General features: G+C 37.9%; 21 protein-coding genes. 9 read left to right on the plus strand and 12 right to left on the minus strand.

The window, feature by feature from the left end:
- Positions 1 to 117 precede the first annotated feature (117 nt).
- The 4 genes from D569_RS0107440 to D569_RS0107455 form a co-directional block, all read right to left on the minus strand.
- The gene (locus tag D569_RS0107440; RefSeq protein WP_018931785.1) at positions 118 to 861 is read right to left on the minus strand and encodes a CAP domain-containing protein; all 744 of its coding nucleotides are present in this window, start codon (positions 859 to 861) and stop codon (positions 118 to 120) included.
- Positions 862 to 921: 60 nt separating this feature from the next.
- Entirely contained in the window at positions 922 to 1,905 is a 984-nt protein-coding gene (locus tag D569_RS0107445; protein WP_018931786.1) for a Gfo/Idh/MocA family protein, read from the minus strand.
- 67 nt (positions 1,906 to 1,972) lie between these two features.
- The gene (locus tag D569_RS0107450) at positions 1,973 to 3,307 is read right to left on the minus strand and encodes an MATE family efflux transporter (RefSeq protein ID WP_018931787.1); all 1,335 of its coding nucleotides are present in this window, start codon (positions 3,305 to 3,307) and stop codon (positions 1,973 to 1,975) included.
- 48 nt (positions 3,308 to 3,355) lie between these two features.
- The gene (locus tag D569_RS0107455; protein WP_018931788.1) at positions 3,356 to 4,162 is read right to left on the minus strand and encodes a glycosyltransferase family 2 protein; all 807 of its coding nucleotides are present in this window, start codon (positions 4,160 to 4,162) and stop codon (positions 3,356 to 3,358) included.
- A gap of 298 nt (positions 4,163 to 4,460) precedes the next feature.
- On the opposite strand from D569_RS0107455, the gene fbpA reads away from it, so the two are divergent.
- Positions 4,461 to 4,685 (plus strand): Fur-regulated basic protein FbpA, encoded by a 225-nt coding sequence (gene fbpA / locus D569_RS0107460; protein ID WP_018931789.1) that lies wholly within the window; start codon positions 4,461 to 4,463, stop codon positions 4,683 to 4,685.
- Positions 4,686 to 5,227: 542 nt separating this feature from the next.
- Here the strand turns inward: fbpA and D569_RS0107465 are convergent.
- Positions 5,228 to 5,554 (minus strand): MerR family transcriptional regulator, encoded by a 327-nt coding sequence (locus tag D569_RS0107465; protein WP_018931790.1) that lies wholly within the window; start codon positions 5,552 to 5,554, stop codon positions 5,228 to 5,230.
- A gap of 181 nt (positions 5,555 to 5,735) precedes the next feature.
- On the opposite strand from D569_RS0107465, the gene D569_RS0107470 reads away from it, so the two are divergent.
- Positions 5,736 to 6,023, plus strand: coding sequence for a HesB/YadR/YfhF family protein (locus D569_RS0107470; protein ID WP_018931791.1), 288 nt, complete (start codon positions 5,736 to 5,738; stop codon positions 6,021 to 6,023).
- A 73-nt stretch (positions 6,024 to 6,096) separates the two neighbouring features.
- On the opposite strand, the gene D569_RS0107475 is transcribed toward D569_RS0107470, so the two are convergent.
- From D569_RS0107475 to D569_RS0107485, 3 genes are all read right to left on the minus strand, one after another.
- The gene (locus D569_RS0107475; protein WP_018931792.1) at positions 6,097 to 7,257 is read right to left on the minus strand and encodes a family 43 glycosylhydrolase; all 1,161 of its coding nucleotides are present in this window, start codon (positions 7,255 to 7,257) and stop codon (positions 6,097 to 6,099) included.
- Between the two features lie 135 nt (positions 7,258 to 7,392).
- Positions 7,393 to 8,562, minus strand: coding sequence for an aminotransferase (locus D569_RS0107480; protein WP_018931793.1), 1,170 nt, complete (start codon positions 8,560 to 8,562; stop codon positions 7,393 to 7,395).
- A complete protein-coding gene (locus D569_RS0107485; RefSeq protein ID WP_018931794.1) occupies positions 8,559 to 9,056 on the minus strand; it encodes an Lrp/AsnC family transcriptional regulator in 498 nt (165 codons plus the stop codon). Before D569_RS0107485 ends, D569_RS0107480 begins: the two co-directional genes overlap by 4 nt.
- A gap of 206 nt (positions 9,057 to 9,262) precedes the next feature.
- Between D569_RS0107485 and D569_RS0107490 the strand changes: the two genes are divergently transcribed.
- The 3 genes from D569_RS0107490 to D569_RS0107500 all read left to right on the plus strand — a co-directional run bounded on the left by D569_RS0107490 (position 9,263) and on the right by D569_RS0107500 (position 11,143).
- A complete protein-coding gene (locus D569_RS0107490; RefSeq protein ID WP_018931795.1) occupies positions 9,263 to 9,976 on the plus strand; it encodes a class I SAM-dependent methyltransferase in 714 nt (237 codons plus the stop codon).
- Complete coding sequence (locus D569_RS0107495) at positions 9,957 to 10,787, plus strand: DUF2268 domain-containing putative Zn-dependent protease (protein WP_018931796.1); 831 nt, start codon at positions 9,957 to 9,959, stop codon at positions 10,785 to 10,787. Before D569_RS0107490 ends, D569_RS0107495 begins: the two co-directional genes overlap by 20 nt.
- 107 nt (positions 10,788 to 10,894) lie before the next feature.
- The gene (locus D569_RS0107500; RefSeq protein ID WP_018931797.1) at positions 10,895 to 11,143 is read left to right on the plus strand and encodes a hypothetical protein; all 249 of its coding nucleotides are present in this window, start codon (positions 10,895 to 10,897) and stop codon (positions 11,141 to 11,143) included.
- A gap of 161 nt (positions 11,144 to 11,304) precedes the next feature.
- Here the strand turns inward: D569_RS0107500 and treR are convergent, their stop codons facing one another.
- From treR to D569_RS22670, 4 genes are all read right to left on the minus strand, one after another.
- On the minus strand, positions 11,305 to 12,018 hold the full coding sequence (gene treR / locus D569_RS0107505; protein WP_018931798.1) for a trehalose operon repressor: 714 nt from the start codon (positions 12,016 to 12,018) through the stop codon (positions 11,305 to 11,307).
- A gap of 17 nt (positions 12,019 to 12,035) precedes the next feature.
- Positions 12,036 to 13,715: an alpha,alpha-phosphotrehalase gene (gene treC / locus D569_RS0107510; protein ID WP_018931799.1), complete on the minus strand. Its 1,680-nt coding sequence runs from the start codon at positions 13,713 to 13,715 to the stop codon at positions 12,036 to 12,038.
- A gap of 710 nt (positions 13,716 to 14,425) precedes the next feature.
- Entirely contained in the window at positions 14,426 to 15,868 is a 1,443-nt protein-coding gene (gene treP, locus D569_RS0107515) for a PTS system trehalose-specific EIIBC component (RefSeq protein ID WP_018931800.1), read from the minus strand.
- 159 nt (positions 15,869 to 16,027) lie between these two features.
- Entirely contained in the window at positions 16,028 to 16,369 is a 342-nt protein-coding gene (locus tag D569_RS22670) for a hypothetical protein (RefSeq protein WP_018931801.1), read from the minus strand.
- Positions 16,370 to 16,583: 214 nt separating this feature from the next.
- Here D569_RS22670 and D569_RS0107530 point away from each other — a divergent pair, with 214 nt between their 5' ends.
- The 4 genes from D569_RS0107530 (at position 16,584) to D569_RS0107545 (ending at position 22,453) form a co-directional block, all read left to right on the plus strand.
- Complete coding sequence (locus tag D569_RS0107530; protein WP_018931803.1) at positions 16,584 to 17,861, plus strand: MFS transporter; 1,278 nt, start codon at positions 16,584 to 16,586, stop codon at positions 17,859 to 17,861.
- A gap of 299 nt (positions 17,862 to 18,160) precedes the next feature.
- Positions 18,161 to 19,522, plus strand: coding sequence for an NADP-specific glutamate dehydrogenase (gene gdhA, locus D569_RS0107535; protein ID WP_018931804.1), 1,362 nt, complete (start codon positions 18,161 to 18,163; stop codon positions 19,520 to 19,522).
- A gap of 376 nt (positions 19,523 to 19,898) precedes the next feature.
- Positions 19,899 to 21,095, plus strand: coding sequence for a lysophospholipid acyltransferase family protein (locus D569_RS23610; protein ID WP_018931805.1), 1,197 nt, complete (start codon positions 19,899 to 19,901; stop codon positions 21,093 to 21,095).
- On the plus strand, positions 21,092 to 22,453 hold the full coding sequence (locus D569_RS0107545; protein ID WP_018931806.1) for a sodium/glutamate symporter family protein: 1,362 nt from the start codon (positions 21,092 to 21,094) through the stop codon (positions 22,451 to 22,453). Before D569_RS23610 ends, D569_RS0107545 begins: the two co-directional genes overlap by 4 nt.
- The last annotated feature ends 60 nt before the right edge of the window (positions 22,454 to 22,513 follow it).

A 22,513-nucleotide genomic window follows, 5' to 3' on the forward strand; every position in this document is an offset into this window, starting at 1 on the left:
TACTTAAATTCAAGCTTAGAAAGCGAATATTGCTGAATGTGAACTGAGTAGCCGATTTCCTATTATAAACCATGAAAAAACACGACATTAAAGTCGTGTTTTTCCCAAAATCAAATCCTATTTTTTAATAAAAAGCTGCGTCCAATAGTTCCCATCTGTAGCAAATCCCACTCCGATATGGGTGACTTCTGGGTCCAACAAATTTTTGCGATGCCCTTCACTATCGAGCCAGGCTTGGACCACCTCTTCTGCTGATTCTTGACCTGCCGCAATATTCTCGGAAGCCTTTGTATAATCAACACCAAATTCCTGCAACATATCAAAAGGAGAACCATACTGTGGAGATGTATGAGAAAAATAATCTCTTTCTGCCATATCTTCTGATTTGGTCTGTGCTACATTCGCCAATTCATGATCGAATTTTAAGGAATCAGCACCATTTTCGCTACGTGCTTGATTGGTTAACTCGACCACTTTTTGTATGACACCATCTAAAGACTCTCTGTCAAAAGACTCCGGCTCTTCATTTTGATCTATATAGTCATCATCTTGCTGTTCTGTTTGTTGGTTTTGCTCCGTTGTTTGCTGTTTTTCTTGTGTTGTTTGCCTTTGTTTACTATCTGCGCCATAATTACGATCTTCCTGGCGGTACCACTCATTTGGATTAGCATTTTCAAAAATATTTTGCTCTCTTCCCGGGTTAACCGGTATTTCTCCTTGATTTCCACCGTCATTTTGACCACCAAAACCGACATTCTCTGGTTGAATATTTTGATCTTCCGGTTCTAAGGAAGACTCGTTACAGCCAACCATGAGACTAACCATTAAAAACATGAATACATAAACTATATGTTTGTACATAGATATCACCTCAAGGAATTTTTTTGCCCTGTAGGTTTACTATGTACGAAACAAATTTATTTATTCATCCCATTCATCGAGATTAACGAGCCTTTTTTCACGAATCGATTTTCGTGCTGCAAATGCGACTTTAAAGGAATGCCAACCATCCTCATAATTGGACAATATTTTTGAACGATCACCAGTTTTTACAGCATGGAGAAAGGCTTCATTTTCTCGTTTATAAGGATTTTGTCTTGCGATATACTTCTCTAGCTTTTCAGGCATTTTACTTTCTATATGACCCATTTGCCACTCGATAATCCCTTGATCTGTATAAGCTGTAATGCCAACATCACCTGTCCCTCCGGGTAAAACAGATGTATTAGCTATTTGCACTAATAAACCATTTTCTAATGTTAATGTAAATAACCCGACATCTGCTACGGTTACAGACGAATCTTGTTTTGCTGTGACTGCATTAGTTTCTTGGGCATAAACAGACTTCACTTCACCAAATAAAAAGCGAATTAAATCGACAATATGTGTCGTCTGCTCATTAAATTGCCCACCTGATTGTTCTTGGTTTTTCCACCAGTAAGCTCCTGGCATAGAACCCATCCATTTTCCCAATATTGTACCAACATCCGCTTCCTCTAACATTTCTTGAAATCTCATTACCGTATCCGCGTAACGAAAATGGTAACCGACCGCTGTAAGATGATTATTTTCGATCACTTTTCGCCTTACTTGACGTACTTTATCTTCCTCGACTCCTAATGGCTTTTCTACTAAAAAAGGAATCCTGTGTTCAATTAGCATTTCCTCATAATTTTCGTGTGCCATCGGAGGGACACAAATATATACTGCGTCTAATTGTTCATGAGCAATCATCGTTTCCAAATCTTGATAACCTGTTGTTTGATAATACCCCTCAGCAAAATCCTCTGCCTTTTCCTGGCTGGATCCTACAAATCCTACGACTTTCACATTTTCGATTTCCTGTAAAATCTCGACATGATGCCTTGTAAATCCTCCTGTACCGATAAAGCCAACTCGAATCATTGACATTCACTCCCTTTCTTGAATTAAGCGATTACATTTTATACGCAACCTCCACAATGGAGGAGCGTTAGGTAAAGATACGTTTTTCACGCCACTTTCCAAAACGATAATATAAAAAGGCAATGACACTACTTAGCATAAAGCTTACACCAATTCCATAAGCAATGCCATCTTCCCCTATTATTTCAGAGAAAAGATAAGCTAATGGATAACGAAGTGCCCAAAAGGAAAGCAGGTTCAAAATTAAAACCTGATACATCGCCCCAGATGCCCTGACAATCCCGTTCAAGACGAAATTAATACCTAAGAATGGATAAAAGAAAGCAATAATCATTAAGTATGTAGCACCAAACTGAACAGCTGCTTGTTCCTGAATAAATAAGCTAATACCAAATTCGGCAAATAATACTATGATACCGGCAAACAGAAACATAATCACGGTATTATAGACAACACCATACGTTGCGATTTGTTTGACACGTCCCCATTTACCAACACCAATATTCTGACCAGCCATACTATTGACAGTAGCACCAAGCGCATGTGCCGGTAATAAAAACAGACTATCTAAACGTTGTGCTGCACTATAACCAGCAACAGCCGCTTCTCCGTGCGATGTAACAACACTCATAATAGCTGCAGCACCAGCAGAAATAACCGCCATTTGTAAACCAGACGGAATTCCGAGATTAAGAATCAACTTTACTTCTGACCATAATGGTAATGTCGGCCATTTCAACGGTATAATTTTCTTTCTGATTACAAAAATAACACCATAAATAAAGGAAAAACCTTGTGATAAAATCGTCGCTACTGCCGCGCCTTGTACACCTAGATCAAGCACTGAGATAAACAGGGGATCAAGTACGATATTTAACAGAACGGCGATCGCTACAAATAGAAGTGGTGTTTTACTATCCCCTACAGCACGTAAAGCAGTACTAATGAAGTTATAACCTACTAAGAAAAGAATTCCTATCGCATTAATGCGCAAGTAAGTCATTGCTTCGGCCATCATTGTTTCTGGTGTTCCTAGCAATAGTAATATTGGCCGCGCAAATAGAAAGCCCAATATTCCCATCACAATTGCTAAAGCTGACAATGTCACAACGAAAGCATTGACATATGTCTGAACTCCTTCTTCATTTCCCTTTCCTTTTTGTTGGGAAAGTACAGTTAACGTCGTATTATTAATTCCGATAATAAACGATAGTACAGTAAAAATAACAGTCCCAGATATATTGACAGCACCTAACGCATTGGCTCCAATCAGATTCCCTACCCACAAGCTATCAATAAATTGATAAGAGACTTGCAAGAGTTGGGCCAACATAATTGGAGAAGAGAAATAAAATAAGTCAATCCATATATTCCCATTGGTAAAATCACGGTGTCTACTCAAGAAACATCCTCCTACATTCTTAAACAAACTAAGCTTAGCACATTATATTTATAATCTTGATTGGGGCATTGTCACACCGTCCCAAATCCGATTACTTGGTGCCTCTCTTTGCTTCACATCAGGTTCTTCTAATAATAAATAAAAATTTTTGGTAGGTAAATTTCCTAATTGATGTTTAGTAATAAGCCGATCCAAATAAAAACGCATGTTTTTTAGTTTTTTTGATTGATTATTTCCTGATTCGGAAAATTCGTATAAGACACTTGCTACGGAAACTCTTTTAATACGGTGTTTTTCCGCTACCCGCAGAAAGAAATCCCAGTCCCAGTAATTACGTACACTTTCATCAAAAACACCAATCTCATCATGTATCGATTTACGATAAACACTGCCGGATGGTACATAAGTGGAGAACTTTCTCATGGCATCGACATCAAAATGATAAGCAAATAAATGATGATTAATGGGCGTTCTTTTCTCATTGGTTTCTTGATAATTAACAATCTCTACATCTGAATAAACGAGATCAGCGCCTCCCATTTGCTCGATCATTGTTTCTAAATGTGTTGGTAACGGCAAATCATCATCATCCATTAACATAATTAGCTCGCCTGTTGCCTTCTCTAATCCTTTATTTCTTGCGTACACGTGATAACGGTTTTCAGGTAAATCGATGACAGTTATATTTAATTCAGTATATAATGCCGCCACATCGTTGACCTTTTCTCCGGCATCATTAATAATAATCACTTCAAAGTCTTGATACGTTTGCTCGACAAGTGCTGCTAATAATTCTGCTAGTGCTACTCTGCGATTAAAAGTTGTAATGATAATTGACACATATGGTTTAGGCATTTGTAAACTCCTCAATAAAATTGATTAAAAGTATGTAAACTTTGTTGACATTAGCCATGACAAAGTTAAAATTATGGCATATAGTAAAGGCATATCCTACTATTCCTTCTACTATTTACTCAATTATATATCAATTTATTATCCTAGCGAAATCATTGATCTTATCTTATATATTTCAAACTTTTTACAATTCACACAAAATGACATGAACCTTTTCTGTATAACATATAACAAAATGGGCAATACTTTTCTTAAAATGCAAGACTTCGTGACATAAATAAAATAGGAGGCTAGTCAAATGGCTTTTTTACGGGAAGCAGTTGAAAAACAAAAAGTGTACTTGATTCAACAGTTGATGGCCAATGGAATTGTGGATAAGAATGATCAAGAGCTCTATAACAAACCTATTAGTGAAATTGTCAATGATTACGAGAAATTCTGCCTGGAATTTGAGAGACAAAACTCCATAAAGTTCACTCGGTATAATCCCGAAAGAAAAGAAGAGAAGCCCGGTTTTCACTAAGCTTCTCTTCTTTTTATGCTTTTTTAAAAAAACTAAGCAAAATTCGCTCAGTCCTTATCCCTGGATCTGCGATTGTTTTAGTGGCGATTTTGAAAGATATCAAACACTTAACCGCCACTCCGGCTGCCCACTTCCCTTTCCGTGGGGTTTACCCTTCAGCTAACCTTTTCGAGCCAAAACCGCTCAAAAAAGTGGATCTTTAGGTCAAACGATTTCCACAGGAGTGGAAGTGGACGGCCTTGGTTAAGATCTGCTCTACAATACTAGTAGGAAGTAACACAGCTGCTTTCGCGGTCCATTGTAAAAAAGGCAACCTCTTACTTATGAAAAGAGTTGTTGCACCTTCTCATAACAGAGACAAATTATGGAGACTCCTGCGGGAATAGCGCGGGGCGAGAATCCACCTTGCAAAGTTAGCGTTGCCAATATACATCAAGTATTTCAAAATAATTACTTCGCTTAACACGGTTGTTGCGTAAATTTATACTTTCCTTCCAGACGTAAAAAAGGGGGATGCCTGTATTATACGTCCCCTTTTTTCTTTATAGTTCTTTTTGGATACCAAATCGCGCGTTAATTTCGCCACGTAATAGTTGTTTGCGCATTCTCTTTTCTTTCTTCTTCTCTTCTCGAATCATGTCTTGTCTAATTTCGTATGTTTGAACGCCCTCTTCTCGTTTGTTCGCAATATCAATTAATAATTCCACATCAGCAAAAGAGTATTTACGGTTTCCTTTTGGAGAACGTTCAGGAAATACTAGTTTTCTTTCTTCATAATAACGAATTTGCCGTTCTGATAATCCGGTTAGTTCACTTACGACACCAATAGTTATCACTTTCCGTTCTTTATAGGAAGGACTTTCCGCCATGCAATACACCACCTAATTACGTATACCGTTATAAGCTAACCTTAATAAAAGTATACAATGATAACCCATAGTTGCACAAAGTTTTGTCAGATAATCTGACAGTAAATTTTCTGACAATTGCTACTACTAGCGTCGTAACGATATTTTCGTTAGTATATAGATGATAAGGAGGCTGAACACAATGGAAATGTCCATTACAAAACCAGCAGCAAAATGGTTTATCAAAGAATTAGATTTAGAAGAAGGAGATGCTATCCGTTTCTTGGCCAGATATGGCGGTTTCGGTGGTGTACATAAAGGTTTTTCTTTGGCACTAGAAAAAGCCGTATCAAACAACCCCGGAGCAGAAGTGACGGAAGAGGGTATTCGTTTTTTTGTAGAAGAATCCGACATCTGGTACTTCGATAATAAGAACTTTCATATCAAATACTCGAGAAAATATGACGAAATTGAATATGTCATCGAGTAAAGTACATTCGAAACAGTTTCTATTCACAGATAAAAAACCGAGTGCTCGTTCTTCATGGCACTCGGCTTTCCTGCTATTTCAACGTAATTTTTGCTTTTGCTTTCCGGTTAGAAAAATCTAATTGATAGCCTGGTTCACCGAAATAAGGAAAACCGTCTTTTGTCCAGAACAGACGTTGAATACGCGCATGTCGGTTATGGTCATATAAAGGATTCTCTGTATTAAACCCTTTATATGGGCGAGCATGGTAAATGAGTAACTCAAAGCCATCTTCATCAACGCTAAAACTATTATGTCCTGGCCCATATTCACTCGTGTTATCACTGGAAACCAACACTGGTTCTTTTTCTTTTGTCCAAGCGTTTGGATCTAATAAATCACTATCTACATCAGCATGTAATAATCCCATGGCATAATTTTCATCTGTTGCGCTCGCTGAAAAAGCGATGAAAATTTTCTCATCATTTTTTATCATCGACGGACCCTCGTTTACATCAAATCCAATGACTTCCCAATCATATTCTGGAGTCGATAAGAGAACCTGTTTCTTAATTGTCCAAGGATTCTCCATTTCTGCAATATAAAGGTTTGCGATCGTATCATTATCTACCTTCTGTGACCACACAAGATAACGTTTACCTTGATGTTCAAAAGTTGTTGCATCTAATGAAAAACTTTGAAACTCCGTATTGATTTGACCTTTCTCTATCCATTCGCCCTCTAATGGGTTTTCTGCATCACATTCTAAGACATACGGACGAATTGCCCAAACATCATCTTTGTCACCAGCTGCGACATGAACATACCACTTTCCATCAATGAAATGAATCTCTGGTGCCCAAATATGTTCAGACATAATTCCTGATTCATGCTTCCACCAAATCACTTTTTCTTCTGCTTGTGGTAGTTCATCAATTGTTTTAGCTCTTCTTAAGACAACTCTGTCATATAATGGGTAAGATCCCGTAAAATAATAGTAACCATCGGTATGCTTATATAAATATGGATCAGCTCTCTGTTCAATAAAAGGCTTAGGATAATCTTTATGTTCTACTTCACCCTCTACCTCAATTGTTCCTTTATCTAAAAGTTCATTTTTATCAACAGAATCCCAATTCACATTAAACTCTGCCGTAATATTATCATCTAAATCTACAAGTACTCGTTCAGGTAATCGAATGTCTTCACCTCTGGAAACATCGATTTCCACATCATGTATACGCTTAATATCCATTTATGACATCCTTTCCATTCTCATTAACTACTATTATAAACGAGTCAACTTGTACTTACAACTATTTAGTTTATTTTATAAGAATAAAACTTATACTAAAAAACAAAAACCAACAGTATATTACGCTGTTGGTTTTTACATTTTACTATTTTGTTTAATAAATCGATCCATTCTTTTCATGGCTTCATCTAATTGTTTAATGGATGTTGCATAGGAACAACGAATATACCCTTCTCCACTTTCACCGAAAACATGCCCCGGTACAACGGCTACTCTTTCTTCTTCTAATAACTTTTGGGCAAATTCCTCTGAGGTATAGCCAGTTTCTTTGATCGAAGGGAATACATAAAAAGCACCACCCGGCAAATGACAGGATAAGCCCATCTCATTCAATGCCTTTACAACAAAATTCCGCCGTTGTCGATAGCTTGTTTTCATTTCTCTTACACTTTCATTTCCATGGCGTAATGCTTCTAATGCACCATGTTGCGCCATAGTTGGTGCACACATCATCGTGTATTGATGAATTTTTGTCATAGCTTGCATGATAGCTACAGGTCCCGCAGCATAACCAAGTCGCCAGCCTGTCATAGCAAAAGATTTCGAGAAACCAGAAATTAAAATGGTACGTTCCTTCATTCCATCAACAGAGGCGATACTAGTTGCTGCCTCATCATAAGCTAGTTCTGCGTAAATTTCATCAGATAGCACAATCAAATCATGCTTTCTTACAACTTGTGCAATGCCGTACAATTCTTGCTTACTTAATACCGCTCCAGTCGGATTATTTGGGCTACACAGAACAATTGCTTTTGTACGTGGAGTGATCGCTGCTTCGATTTGCTCTGGTGTCACTTTAAACTCATTATCCGCTGTAGCACTTACGGATACCGGCACACCACCTGCCAGAGAAATAGCAGGACTATAAGAAACAAAGCAAGGCTCCACAACAATTACTTCATCGCCAGCATCTACAATCGCTCGTAGTGCTAAATCAATTGCTTGACTTGCACCTACCGTTACTAGGAGTTGATCTTCGGGATTATACGAAATAGAAAATGTATCTTGCAAATATTTACTAATCTCTTCTCTTAATTCAAATAAACCTGCGTTAGCTGTATATGCAGTATATCCTTGTTCCAAGGAATGATAACTCGCTTCGATGACATTCCAAGGAGTAACAAAATCGGGCTCACCAACCCCTAGTGAGATAACATTCTCCATTTGAGAAGCAAGATCAAAAAACTTCCGAATTCCAGACGGCTGCAGCTCTTTCACGTGGTTTGCTAAATATGATTTACTCATGGTGTCACCATGATTCGTTTGTCATCATCGTCACCTTCATCAAAAATAATACCATCATGCTTATATTTCTTCAGGATGAAATGGGTCGTGGTGGACAGTACAGTATCCAAGGTAGACAACTTATCCGAAACAAAACGACTCACTTCCATCATTGTTTTTCCTTCGACAGAAACACTTAAATCATAAGAGCCCGACATTAAATAGACAGCTTTGACTTCTGGGAACCGATAGATTCTGGAAGCGATTTTATCAAAGCCAACACCCCTTACTGGCGTTACCTTTACATCTATTAACGCCGCCACTCCTTCATACTCATAAACAGTAGACCAATCTACAAGTGTAGAATAACCAAGAATGGCATGTTCTTTTTCTAATTTTTTTATCATTTCTTCCACTTCAACAGGGGCTACATCTAACATTTTACTAATGGTATCATTATCCATTCGACCGTTTTTTTCTAATAATTTCAATAATTCAATCTCTTTTTGTTCCAATCCATTCACCTTCTTTAGATGTTGTGTATACACTATTTACAACTTGTTAATTATTCTTACTAATATTCAATCATACTACAATTAATCCCAAATATAAAGTGCGATTATTCCCCGCGTAGCTTCTTCAACTTAGGGGGAGTGCATCGACAATTAGCACCTCGATAAACAATAGAAAAACTTCGAATCCGAGGAAGGAAGGTTTCAAAGTGGTGAGCTATCAGGAACTGATAACACAAATCGGGATGGACTATACACATCCTGGAGGAAAAACGGCAACGGATAAGTGGTTAAAGCAAATACCGAAAAATCCGAAGAAAGTATTAGAAGTTGGGTGTGGAACAGGAGAGACTCTTAGGCAATTGCGCGATCAGACAGCTGCATTTTTATATGGTATCGACAGCTCTGCAAATATGGTTACAAAGGCAAAAAACAAAACGAGTCATCTTCATCACATTGAGATTATGCAACAAAATATAGAAGATCTTTCGTTCACCCATCATTTCTTTGACCTAATTATTTCTGAATCTGTGTTAGCTTTTACCCCTATCCATTACAGCCTGCCGAAACTTACGAATCTACTTAAGCCAAATGGACAAATCGTACTTCTAGAAATGGCAACATCCAGCCTCTTAACCCATTCAGATGAAGAAATAATTAAAACGTTTTATCAGTTGCCGCAATTACTATCCAAAGAAGACTGGTTAAAGCAATTATTAGACTATGGGTATGAAACGGTCTATCTAGAGAAAATCGAGAAAGAACCCAAAACACCCAGCACTCTTCCTCAACATCTATCAATGGAAATGTTACAAACATTAAATGAACATTATCAATTAAATACCTCATATGCTAATGATCTTCATACTTACTTATTTATAGCTAAAAAGCGAGGAAAGAACGATGACCATACATGCAACTGATAAGTGGATTAAGAAATTTACGGATAAAAAAAATGGCAAAAGCCGAAAAGAACAGTATTTACTACATCAATCCATTATTTGCGAACCACTAAGCCATTTTTTTGAAGATATTCAACCAGCGTTTATCCAAGAACACTTATTACGCCATGGGCTTTTTTCACCAAATTTAAATAAAGAGGACTCGGAGCAATGGATGGAACAAAATTATTTATCTAAGGTAAACAAGATCTACCAAAACTGCAAAAAGGCATGGAATGGACCTGAACCTGCTATATTTGTCTTTCCCTCTAACGAAGAAATTAGAGAACTGAAAGAATGGTATAACGGTAATACAGGCTTAAGTTACCCTGACAAACTGTTCTTATTCTTACAAAAGAAAGCCGGAAATCGAGAAATAATTGCTTTGTTCCTTCATGAATACAGTCACATTTGCAGACTGAATTATTTTCCGAAGAAAGAAATGGAATATACACTGTTGGACGCAATTATACTAGAAGGCATTGCTGAATGGATTGTGCGGAAAAAGGTTGGAAGCACGTACGGAAACAAAAGAATAGAAATGATATCCGACGAATTGTTAGCAGATTTATGGCAAACATGGATTGCCTCCCAGCAGAAGATGACTAGAGATCACCCTAAGCACGACATGATTATGTATGGATTTAACGGTGTCCCTAAAAATGTCGGCTATATTATCGGTTACAACATCATTCAACGTTATATGACTAAACAACCTTGTTCGATCACCACATTATTACAGACCACCAATCAGCACATTTTGGCAGCCATTGATACATTACTTGGCAAATAAATAGTGCAACTGCCGATGAACAGGTGACCACAATTTTATCTCTTTCTTGCATAGTCTACTAGTAGTTATCCAATGAACTGCTTGGATATGGAGGAAGGAGGGTTTTGATGTCACATTATGATTTTTGTCGAAAAAACGTAGGACGTCCTGTAAAAATTGTAACACACGACGGGTTAGTCCATAGAGGGATCATTAGAAGGGTTAGTCCCTCCAAAGTATTTATAGATCCATTTGATGCACGACGAGGAGTTGGTGGCTACGGCTATGGTTTCTTTGGATACGGGAGAGGTCTAGGTCTTGGCATTGCGCTCGGCGCAATCGCAACAATAGCATTTCTACCATTTTTCTTTTGGTAATTATTACCCCATTATAGTAATTGCTTAACCAAAGTACTAAACAGCCAAACTGTCTTACCTGGTCTATTTTTTTACTCTTCTCCTATCATAACAACTGGCATAAGAAATCTAAGGCAATCACTTAACATGATAGCCTTAGATTTCTATACTCCGTCATCTAATTAATGATTTCTTCTAGCAAAGTCCACAAAGCGAAATTTATCTGGTCGGTGCCTTGATTCCGTATACTGAAACAAACTGGCATCATCTAAATAAACATAATTCTTGATAACCACAATATTATGGAATCCTTCCAAATCTAATAAATTCCGATCTTCTTTTGTTGGCTCCTCTACGACAATTTCTTTCTTAGCAAAACTGATCACTAAACCTAATTCATCCTCTAGGTAAGCATATATCGATTCCTTTGCAATTTCTTCTGACATGTGGGGAACATAATTATCCACCAGATAATCTTTATCTAGGATGATACGCTGTCCAGAGAATTCTCGGGAACGAATCACTTCCCACACCTGATTCTTGCCTCTCAGCTTTAATTGCTCTTTTAAATAGCGATCAGGTTTGATAAGCTGACAATCGTGGACCGTAGTTTCCGGTCTTTCTCCCATTTTATCGGCTAACTCTTTAAAGCTGACAAGCCCTGAAACAGGGAAATCAAATTTACTACGATCAATGACCATCGAACCTTTTCCCCTGATTTTTTGTATATAGCCATTTTGAGCTAACAGGTTCAAAGCTTTTCTAATCGTTTCTCTCGATGTTTCATATTGATCTGTCAGCTCGTTCTCAGAAGGCAAGAATTGGTTGGCCTTAAACTTCCCTTGTTCAATTTGCTGTACCATTTCCTGATAGATCACTAAATATTTATTACGCATTTCATTATCCCCATCTATTACTTAATATAGAAAACAAATGATTCATAAGGACGCAACGTAACGTTCTCCAATTGAGTTGGTGGCTGTTGATAATTAGAAAGAATAGCCTCTCCTCTTTCGAATTGCTCTATCACTTCTCTAGGTAAGTCTAACGTTACTTCCTCAGCATAAAAATTGTTGACTACTAACATGCTTTCTTGATCATTTTCTCTTAAATAAGCAAAAATGGCAAGATCATCTGGTAAAATTAGTCGATAGCTTCCATCCGTTATGACCTGATATTCTTTTCTCATTTGAATTAATCGTTGGTAATGATAAAAAATTGATTCTTTATCCGCAATAGCTCGTTCAGCATTAATAGTGGTAACATTATTTGCCAGACCTATCCATGGTCCTACCTCTGAAAACCCTGCATTCTCTGTAGCATTCCATTGTACCGGCGTCCGAGCATTATCACGTGATTTTTCTTTTAAAATTGCCATAATCTCTTCTTCTGGTACACCATCTTCTTTTTTGATGGTATAGATATTAATGGACTCTACATCACGGTATTGATCGATGCTTTCAAAGTCGGGATTTGTCATACCAAACTCCTCCCCTTGATAAATATATGGAGTCCCTTGCATCAAATGTATGGTTGTTGCTAACATTTTTGCTGATTCATGGTGATAGTGTTTATCATCCCCAAACCGCGACACTATCCTTGGCTGGTCATGATTACACCAGAACAATGCATTCCAACCTCCACCTTGCTGCATTCCTATTTGCCATTTGGACAGGATTTGCTTTAACTCTAGGAAATCAAACGGTGCTTTAGTCCATTTCTCTCCATTGGGATAATCGACTTTTAAATGGTGAAAATTAAAAGTCATATCTAACTCCTCACTGTTAGGATTAGAATATTGAATACAATCATCCATCGTTGTTGATGACATTTCACCAACGGTCATCGTTTCACGGTTCTTAAATACTTGTTGATTCATTTCATGTAAAAACTCATGCACTCTCGGCCCATCCGTATAAAACTTTCTTCCGTCTCCTGGTGGTACACTGCCATCATCATCAGGGAAGCGTTGATCTTTGGATATAAGGTTGATAACATCTAAGCGGAATCCGTCCACTCCCTTATCAAGCCAAAAATTCATCATTTGATAAACATCGTCCCGTACCGCTTTATTTTCCCAATTTAAGTCTGCTTGCGTAACGTCAAATAAATGTAAATAATATTCACTAGTTTTTTCGTCATATTGCCATGCAGAACCGCCAAACTTGGATTGCCAATTGGTTGGTGGGTTACCGGCTTCGCCTTCTTTCCAAATATAATAATCTCGATACTGATTATCCTTTGATCGACTCGCTTCTTTGAACCATTGGTGTTCCGTTGACGTATGGTTTACGACAATATCCATAATAATTTTGATTTCACGATGATGTGCTTCATCTAATAATTTTTCAAAGTCCTCCATTGTGCCATATTCAGGGTGAATGGAATAGTAGTCAGATATGTCGTATCCATTATCCTTTTGCGGTGATGCATAAATAGGTGTAAGCCAAATTACATCGATGCCTAACTTTTTCAAGTAATCTAATTTTTCAATAATACCCGGGATATCTCCAACACCGTTCCCTGTAGTATCATTGAAGCTTTTCGGATATATCTGATAGACAACAGATTTTTGCCACCATTTCTCGTCCATACATTTACCCTCCTGTTGATCTCTGATGAAATTTTTATTGTATCAGCTTTTGATTTCCAAATATGAATACAGATCGCGACCAATCCTGATGCGAAGTAATGTGGTAATTAGATGTTCGGGCACCTAAGACCTATTTTGAAATATATCGTGATGATAACTACCACTCCGGCTGCCCACTTCCCTTTCCGTGGGGTTTGCCCTTCAGCTAACTTTTTCGAGCCAAAACCGCTCGAAAAAGTGGATCTTCAGGTCAAACTATTCCCACAGGAGTGAAAGTGGGCGGCCTTCGTTAAGATATGCTCCACAACACTAATGCGAAAACAACCGTCGATTTCTCCCCCATTTGTAGCATAGAGGGTACGACTATGCTAAGGGGCATTCACAGCCGATTAGCACTGTAATAAAACAGAAAAGTTTAGTTCCATGAATTCATTTCTTACTATAATCAGAGAACAAATAGCGTAGGCAGAATACGGAGACTCCTGTGGGAACAGCGCGAGCCGAAGATCCACTTGGTAAAGTGTTTTTCTTTACCAAGTTAGCTGAGGCCGTGCCCACGGAAAGCGCAGTATTCTGCCGAAGCGGTTTTCAACATTCTCCAAGGAAGAACGGAAGAGAGCATATCCTTACTCACGTTACTGCGCAGTTTATGGATTATGTTCACTCTTTTTACACTTAACCACTAAAAAGAGGAGTTTCCTCCTCTTTTATTATGATCTTGTTTTTCCTAGACGATCGTAAGCGTCTTTACCCATTTTTGTTCTTGCCAGAATAACGGTTAGGATAAATGGAACAACAATCGCTATCAGCATGGCTACGGTAAACATGAGCATGTGTGGCACTTGAATCGATAAAATTCCAGGTATACCACCTACACCGATGGAATTCGCCATAACGCCAGACCCAACTGATACTACTGCTGCAATCGCTGAACCCGTCATACCTGCAATAAATGGGAAGAGGTAACGTAAGTTAATACCAAATAATGCTGGTTCGGTGACACCTAAATAACAGGAAATGGCCGCGGGAACAGAGACTTGTTGTTCCTTCTTATCTTTACGGTTCAAGTAGATCATGGCAACAACCGCTGAACCTTGTGCGATATTTGATAATGCAATCATTGGCCAAAGGTTCGTTCCATCAAATTCACTCATCAACTGTAAATCAATCGCATTCGTCATATGATGTAAACCTGTGATTACTAATGGTGCATAGGCAAAACCAAATACGGCAGCAAACAACCAGCCAAATGCTGAAGTTAAACCGTTATATACAATATTGGAGATCCATGAACCAATTTCCCAACCGATTGGTCCTAATACAACATGAGCTACTAGAACAGCCGGAATTAATGCAAAGAATGGTACAAAAATCATTGAAACTACTTGCGGAATTACTTTACGCAACCAAATCTCTAAATACGCTAATACGAAGCCAGCTAAAATCGCCGGAATAACTTGTGCTTGATAACCAATCATATCAATCTGTGCAAAACCGAAGTCCCATACCGGAATCTCTTCGGCACCAGCGACTCCATAAGCATTTAACAGCTGCGGAGAAACTAGCGTAATACCTAAAACAATACCTAATACTTGGGTTGTACCCATTTTTCTTGAAATAGACCAAGTGATGGCGACCGGTAAGAAGTGGAATATCGCTTCGCCAATCAACCATAAGAAGTCATATAAACCAGTCCAAAACTGAGAAGATTCTGCCAACGTCTGTGTACCGTTGTTAACCATTTCAATATCCCCAATAACATTACGAAAACCTAAAATAAGACCACCAACAACTAATGCAGGGATAATAGGTGTAAAGATATCAGCAAAATGCGCTACTAAACGTTGGATAATATTCATATTTTGCTTGGCTGCTTCTTTGGCATCTTCTTTGGAAGTATCTCCTACTCCCGCTATTTTGGTAAACTCATTATAAAAAGAAGCCACTTCATTTCCAACAATAACTTGAAATTGACCTGCCTGTGTAAAAGTTCCTTTGACTATATCAATATCTTCTATTGCATCCACATCTGCTTTGCTTGGATCATTTAAAACAAAACGCATTCTCGTCGCACAATGTGTAACAACAGAGATATTCTCACTACCACCGATTTTATCCAACAATTCTTTTGCAGGATCTGTAAACTTGCTCACTATTCTTCCTCCTCGATGAAAAGTTATTCTTGTATATACAAGTGATTACGTTTTCATGATAACTTGTATATACAAGATTGTCAACGAAAATATTAGTTTCATACTAAATAGAAAGAGAGACTAACTATATCGAGTCAATAGTTAGTCTCTTTGTTTATCTTATCCTTCAAATGTGTTTTTATCCACGTGTCCATCATTTTCCATAATTATTTTTAATGCTTCGGGGTAATCATCTTCTGACACTTCACATTCAACCGTATGTTCTCTAGGAGCATCATCACCAACTTCGTCTCTCACTATGAATCCAGGAACAATACCACCACCTGAACCCATACCTGTAGAATAATTACCTGAGAATGTTATCGGAGCTAGTAATATAGTTTGATCTTGATCTTGTAATTGGTCAACTATAATATCATTCGTTTTCAACTTATTGAGCTCGGCTCGTACGGTTTCCGCATCATCTTCCGTCTTAAAAAACGCTTGAATCGTTTTATACATGATCATCATCCTTTCGTTTTTAATATTTTGTTGTTCTTAATGTTCCCGTTTTCATCAATATTAAACTTCTGTAAATTTTGACCAGTATTTATGTGTCTTTCTTTGTAGAATCTAGTAAAATAAAGTGAGACCTCCATCAGCGGACTAAAACCCCACTGATGGTTAGTCATCAGCAAATTAGCGTCCGTTACAAAGGAAAAGGATGGGTGAGGTTATGAAAAAGTTTACAAAGCAAGAGAATAGTTGGATGTTTTACGATTGGGGAAGCTCCGCATTTTCCGTTATCATTACCACGGCTATTTTTCCTATTTATTACAAAGCACAAGCAACCGATGCAGGTATTTCTGGAGCAGATTCTACTGCATATCTAGGTTACACCATTTCTGTGTTTACATTTATTTTGGCTATGCTTGGACCAATTCTAGGAACAATAGCGGATTACAAAGGATTGAAAAAGAAATTCTTTTTAAGCTTTATGGGGCTGGGTATTTTTTCGACCTTCGCACTTATTTTCGTACCAGAAGGCCAATGGTTACTTCTACTGATTGTCTTTACTTTAGCATCACTCGGTTCTACCGGAGCTAATGTGTTTTATGACGGTTTCCTTGTGGATGTCACCGATGATAACCGCATGAATCAAGTATCTGCCCGCGGCTTTGGACTTGGTTATATTGGTAGTGCTATTCCTTTTGTCATCAGTATTGCCATTATACTACTAGCTCAACAGGGTATACTACCTATTAGTAGCACTACCGCCAGTAAAATAGCGTTTCTCATCACTTGTATATGGTGGGCAGCTTTTGCCATTCCTATGATTAGAAATGTGAAACAGATACATTTCGTAGAGCGTGATTCTCAACCAATTCGCCAAAGCTTTAAAAGATTAATTCAAACAGTTAAACATGTAAATGAATATAAATACTTAACTATTTTTTTAATTGCTTATTTTTTCTACATCGACGGAGTAGGCACGATTATTTCCATGTCTACAGCCTATGGAACAGATGTTGGTCTTAGCTCAACTGTACTACTAGTAGTTTTATTAGTCACACAAGTAGTCGCCGCTCCTTTTTCTATTATATATGGTAAATTAGCAAATCGATTCTCAGCCAAATCGATGTTAAATGTTGGTATTGTTGTTTATATTATTGTTTGTATTTATGGTTATTTTCTCGAAACAGCAATTGACTTCTGGATTCTTGCCATGCTTGTCGCTTCTTCACAAGGGGGAATTCAGGCATTAAGTCGTTCCTACTTCGCTAAACTGATTCCTAAAAATAACGCCAATGAATTCTTTGGTTTCTATAATATTTTTGGTAAGTTTGCTTCGATTACCGGACCGCTACTTTTAGGTTTCACTGCACAAATTACTGGCCGTTCAAACGCAGGTATTTTGAGTCTTATCGTTTTATTTGTTATCGGTATGGTCATTCTGTATTTTGTTCCTTCCGACAAGAAATTAACGACACCAACACAACCTATCTCAAATTGATATCAATTGTATCTCACCTGAGCATTGTTTAGCCCAAATTGATATAATACACTCTTTATTAACGAGTTATTTTCAAAATAATTAGACAAAATAAAACAGGTAGAACAAAAAATGGTGTCACGCTTATGCTTACTATATAAAGTAAGACTTCCATCAGTGGCTTTCCACTGATGGGCAGCGAAACTTATCAGGGTGCTACCGTCCGTGTGACCCCCTACGACCGAGATCTAGATATGGGGGGCTTGCGGACGATTGGCATCTTGATAAAAATAAAAAAGTAAGGAGAGAACAAATAAGATATGACAAATGCAAACCAAGTTGCTCAACATTACGTGGATGACGTATTCGAAACGGTCAAAAAACGTAACCCAAACGAAAATGAATTCCATCAAGCAGTAAAGGAAATATTTGATTCCTTAGTTCCGGTATTCGAAAAACAACCTGTATATATGGAGCACAATATTCTGGAAAGAATCGTTGAACCCGAAAGAATTATATCCTTCCGTGTACCATGGGTTGATGATGAAGGAAAAGTACAAGTTAACCGCGGTTTTCGTGTACAATTCAATAGTGCCATTGGTCCATACAAAGGCGGACTTCGTTTCCACCCATCTGTAAACGCTAGTATTATTAAATTCTTAGGGTTTGAGCAGATTTTTAAAAACTCTTTAACCGGACAACCTATCGGTGGAGGTAAAGGTGGATCTGACTTCGATCCGAAAGGTAAATCCGATGGCGAAATTATGCGATTCTGCCAAAGCTTCATGAGTGAACTTTCTAAACATATCGGTCCAGATGTTGATGTTCCTGCTGGGGATATCGGTGTAGGCGCACGTGAAGTTGGTTACTTATTCGGTCAATACAAAAAAATGCGTGGTGGTTATGAAGCTGGGGTACTAACTGGTAAAGGCCTTAATTTCGGTGGAAGCCTAGCACGTACGGAAGCGACCGGTTATGGAACAGTTTACTTCGTACAAGAAATGTTAAAAGACAAAGGCAACAGCTTCGAAGGTAAAACAGTCGTTGTTTCTGGTTCCGGTAATGTTTCTACATATGCTATTGAAAAAGCAAATGAACTTGGTGCTAAGGTAGTTGCATGTAGTGATTCCAGTGGTTATATATATGACAAAAATGGTATTAATTTAGCAACAGTAAAACGCCTAAAAGAAGTAGAAAGAAAGCGTATTAAAGAATATGTCAACGAGCACCCTGAAGCAGAGTATACTGCTGGCTTTGAAGGCATTTGGAACATCCCTTGTGACATCGCTCTTCCATGTGCAACACAAAACGAATTAAATGAAGAAGCTGCAAAAACACTTCTAGCTAACGGTGTAAAAGCTGTTGGTGAAGGTGCGAATATGCCTTCAACACTAAAAGCAATCGATGTATTCTTAGAAAATAATGTACTATTCGGCCCTGCAAAAGCTGCAAATGCTGGTGGAGTTGCCGTATCTGCATTAGAAATGGCACAAAATAGTGCACGTCTTTCCTGGAAATTTGAAGAAGTCGATGAAAAGCTGCAGGAAATCATGGCTAACATTTATAAAAACAGTATAGAAGCTGCAGAAGAATATGGTCAGCCTGGTAACCTTGTTGTCGGGGCCAATATTGCCGGTTTCATTAAAGTTGCCGATGCAATGGTCGCACAAGGTGTTATCTAAATCATTCTAATTAGGAATATAATAACTGATGTGAAGTATACACTTGTCCAAACGGAACAAGTGTATATTTTTTAAGGAAAACTAAGCAAACCTCTCAGTCCTTAGGAATAACAGCTACAGATTTACCATTTCTCTAGCACCCATTATGAAATACTTGAACAGCTTACCACCACTCCGGCTACCCACTTCGCTTTCCACGAGGTTTGCCCTTCAGCTAACTTTTTCGAGCAGTCATTGTGCTGATTTTATACTTTCTTTCATTTTAAAAAACGTTCCCTCCATCTTGATATTCCTTCAATCGTATATTCACTTTACACTTCGAATAATAGTATAATAATAATGTGTCACTAATGAAAGAACAGAGAGAGGTAGTAAAATGAGCATAGAGAAAAAGCCTAACAAATGGGTGAAACATCTATTATTATCAGCTATTCGACTCCATTTACATAGAATTACTACATTCCATGTTACAAAGAATGATACAAAAGATTTAAAACCTCCATATTTAATTGTCAGCAATCATGTGAACAATTGGGATCCATTATATATCAACCTATTTGTCGATGAACCTATCGCTTTTGTCGCAGGTGAACCATTATTTCGCAATCCTTTACTGAAAAAAATATTAAATTATACCGGTGCAATTCCTAAAACAAAATTCAAAAATGATACGAGCACTATACGCAATGTCTTAAAAGCTAAGCAACACAACCGCGTCATCGGCTTGTTTCCTGAAGGAGGTCGCAACTGGGATGGTGTAACAGAGCCAATCATTTATTCCACTGCTAAATTAGTAAAGCTACTGAAAATCCCTGTTGTAGCCGTACAAATAAAAGGCGGTTATTTAACACATCCAAGATGGGGTGATGGTGACAGAAAAGGCATGATTGAACTCACTTTCAACAAAATCTGGGACGGCGAAGATATAGCAGACTTATCTGTTTCCACTATCCATGAACAGCTAACCAAGTCGTTATATCACGATGAAATGGACTGGCAAAAGAAAAAAGGCTATAGCTATCACAGCAAACATATCGCTCATTATTTAGAAAGGTTACTTTTTACTTGTCCGTCATGTCACACAATCGGCAATATGCGTTCTGATCATGACACATTTCAGTGTGATAACTGCAACTACCAAGTTCTATTGACGGAACAAGGATATTTCCATTGTGAGGATGCCCTTTATTTTGCTACACCTTTTGAATGGAAACAGTGGCAACAACAGCACCTTGATCAATTATCTCTGACAACAGATACCCTTTCTGAAATGCAGGAGCAGGTCGAATTCTATCAATCTATTAATCAAAAACCTCTCAAAAGAGTAATGAAAGGAACGATTCGATTAGATTACAAACAAATCCATATTCACTCGGCTGATGGCAGTTCAAAGTCCTTCTCTTTTGAAGATATGGAAGGGATAAACATTCTTTTCCACCATAAACTAGATTTCTTTGTCAATGACACACTTTTCCGAATCACTTTCTCCAATCCAAGAGCATCTGCTTATATGTGGATACAATTGATTCAACACTTAAAAGCAAAACTCGCTATAAAGGAGCAATCCTCATGATCGGTACTTGGAATTTTGTAATGGATTTTATTTTTTTATCGGTAATTTTAGCTATAGCCACCGTACTTAAAACGCGAATTCCATATCTCAGCAAGGTTATTATTCCTACTTCTATGATTGCTGGTTTTCTCGGATTACTGCTAGGAACAGAATTTTTAGGAATTATTCCTTTTAATCAAGATATGTTGGGTAACCTAGTCTATCACTTCATGGCGATAGGATTTATTGCGATCTCACTTAAAGAACGGAACATAGCAAACAGCCCTGCCATTATGAATGCTGGGATCTTAATTGTTTCCGGCTATGTGATTCAAGGTATTGTTGGTTTTGGCATCTTTTTATTTTTAGTCCATCTATTTTTCCCGGACTTTTTTCCAGGTATCGGTCTCTTATTGCCCCTTGGCTTTGGACAAGGTCCTGGCCAGGCATATTCAATCGGGACCCAATGGGAAGAATTAGGGGTTACAGGCGGAGGTAATCTCGGACTGACAATAGCCGGGATTGGTTTCATCTGGGCTACTGTAATCGGAATTATCATGATGAATCTATTAGCCAAAAGATTTTCCTTCCAATCTAAGGAGATGTCAGTGAAGGAAAATACTAAATTAATAGAGAAAATCGAGCCAGATGAAATTCCATTAGGAGATGCTATCGATAAACTGACGTTCCAGATCGCTTTAATAGGTACGATTTATTTTATCACGTATCTTACTATTTATGGACTTAACGACTTACTTCAACCAATTGGCACTTTTGGTGAAACATTAGGGCAGCTCTTGATTGGTTTTCATTTTATTATCGGCAGCTTGTATGCCGTACTATTTCGAATGATATTAAATAAACTCAAGGGTAAGGGCATTAAACTTGAACATACACCGAATAATTATTTGTTACAGCGGATCGCTGGATTCTCATTCGATTATATGATCGCAGCTGCTATTACCGCCATTTCGATATATACTTTACAAGATTACTTTGTTCCGGTATTACTAGTCACAACCGCTGGCGGTCTGGTGACGATTCTTTTCTTTGTATGGATCATTCCAAAAGTATTTCCAGCTGATGCTTTACCAAACATCTTAGGTTTTTACGGGATGCAGACTGGTACGATTTCAACCGGCATGGCATTAGTCAAAGCGGTTGACCCGAAATTCCAATCCAATACGACCGATAATCTTGTAATGGGTAGTGGAACGGCACTATTATTTGGATTTCCTTTATTGTTGATCTTAAATATACCGGTTGTCGGTTATGTTCAAGATCGACCAATTATGTATCTTTACACAATGATTGCATTAGTATCTTATTTCGCTGCATTATTAGCTGGATTGTTATGGCGTGTAAGAAAAAACGACTAGACGTGCTAAGATGACAAATAAAGTGCTAGTTTCGTTGTTCATGAGATATAATAAGAGAAG

The organism is Gracilibacillus lacisalsi DSM 19029 (assembly GCF_000377765.1).
GTDB lineage: Bacteria > Bacillota > Bacilli > Bacillales > Amphibacillaceae > Gracilibacillus > Gracilibacillus lacisalsi.

Coding starts and splice junctions, on each gene's coding strand:
- D569_RS0107455 (WP_018931788.1), bottom strand. CDS start 4,162: ATGCCTAAACCATATGTGTCAATTATCATTACAACTTTTAATCGCAGA.
- D569_RS0107500 (WP_018931797.1), top strand. CDS start 10,895: ATGTCACATTATGATTTTTGTCGAAAAAACGTAGGACGTCCTGTAAAA.
- D569_RS0107475 (WP_018931792.1), bottom strand. CDS start 7,257: ATGGATATTAAGCGTATACATGATGTGGAAATCGATGTTTCCAGAGGT.
- treC (WP_018931799.1), bottom strand. CDS start 13,715: ATGGACGAGAAATGGTGGCAAAAATCTGTTGTCTATCAGATATATCCG.
- D569_RS0107445 (WP_018931786.1), bottom strand. CDS start 1,905: ATGATTCGAGTTGGCTTTATCGGTACAGGAGGATTTACAAGGCATCAT.
- D569_RS0107440 (WP_018931785.1), bottom strand. CDS start 861: ATGTACAAACATATAGTTTATGTATTCATGTTTTTAATGGTTAGTCTC.
- treR (WP_018931798.1), bottom strand. CDS start 12,018: ATGCGTAATAAATATTTAGTGATCTATCAGGAAATGGTACAGCAAATT.
- fbpA (WP_018931789.1), top strand. CDS start 4,461: ATGGCTTTTTTACGGGAAGCAGTTGAAAAACAAAAAGTGTACTTGATT.
- D569_RS23610 (WP_018931805.1), top strand. CDS start 19,899: ATGAGCATAGAGAAAAAGCCTAACAAATGGGTGAAACATCTATTATTA.
- D569_RS0107480 (WP_018931793.1), bottom strand. CDS start 8,562: ATGAGTAAATCATATTTAGCAAACCACGTGAAAGAGCTGCAGCCGTCT.
- gdhA (WP_018931804.1), top strand. CDS start 18,161: ATGACAAATGCAAACCAAGTTGCTCAACATTACGTGGATGACGTATTC.
- D569_RS0107530 (WP_018931803.1), top strand. CDS start 16,584: ATGAAAAAGTTTACAAAGCAAGAGAATAGTTGGATGTTTTACGATTGG.
- D569_RS0107545 (WP_018931806.1), top strand. CDS start 21,092: ATGATCGGTACTTGGAATTTTGTAATGGATTTTATTTTTTTATCGGTA.
- D569_RS0107470 (WP_018931791.1), top strand. CDS start 5,736: ATGGAAATGTCCATTACAAAACCAGCAGCAAAATGGTTTATCAAAGAA.
- D569_RS22670 (WP_018931801.1), bottom strand. CDS start 16,369: ATGTATAAAACGATTCAAGCGTTTTTTAAGACGGAAGATGATGCGGAA.
- D569_RS0107495 (WP_018931796.1), top strand. CDS start 9,957: ATGACCATACATGCAACTGATAAGTGGATTAAGAAATTTACGGATAAA.
- D569_RS0107465 (WP_018931790.1), bottom strand. CDS start 5,554: ATGGCGGAAAGTCCTTCCTATAAAGAACGGAAAGTGATAACTATTGGT.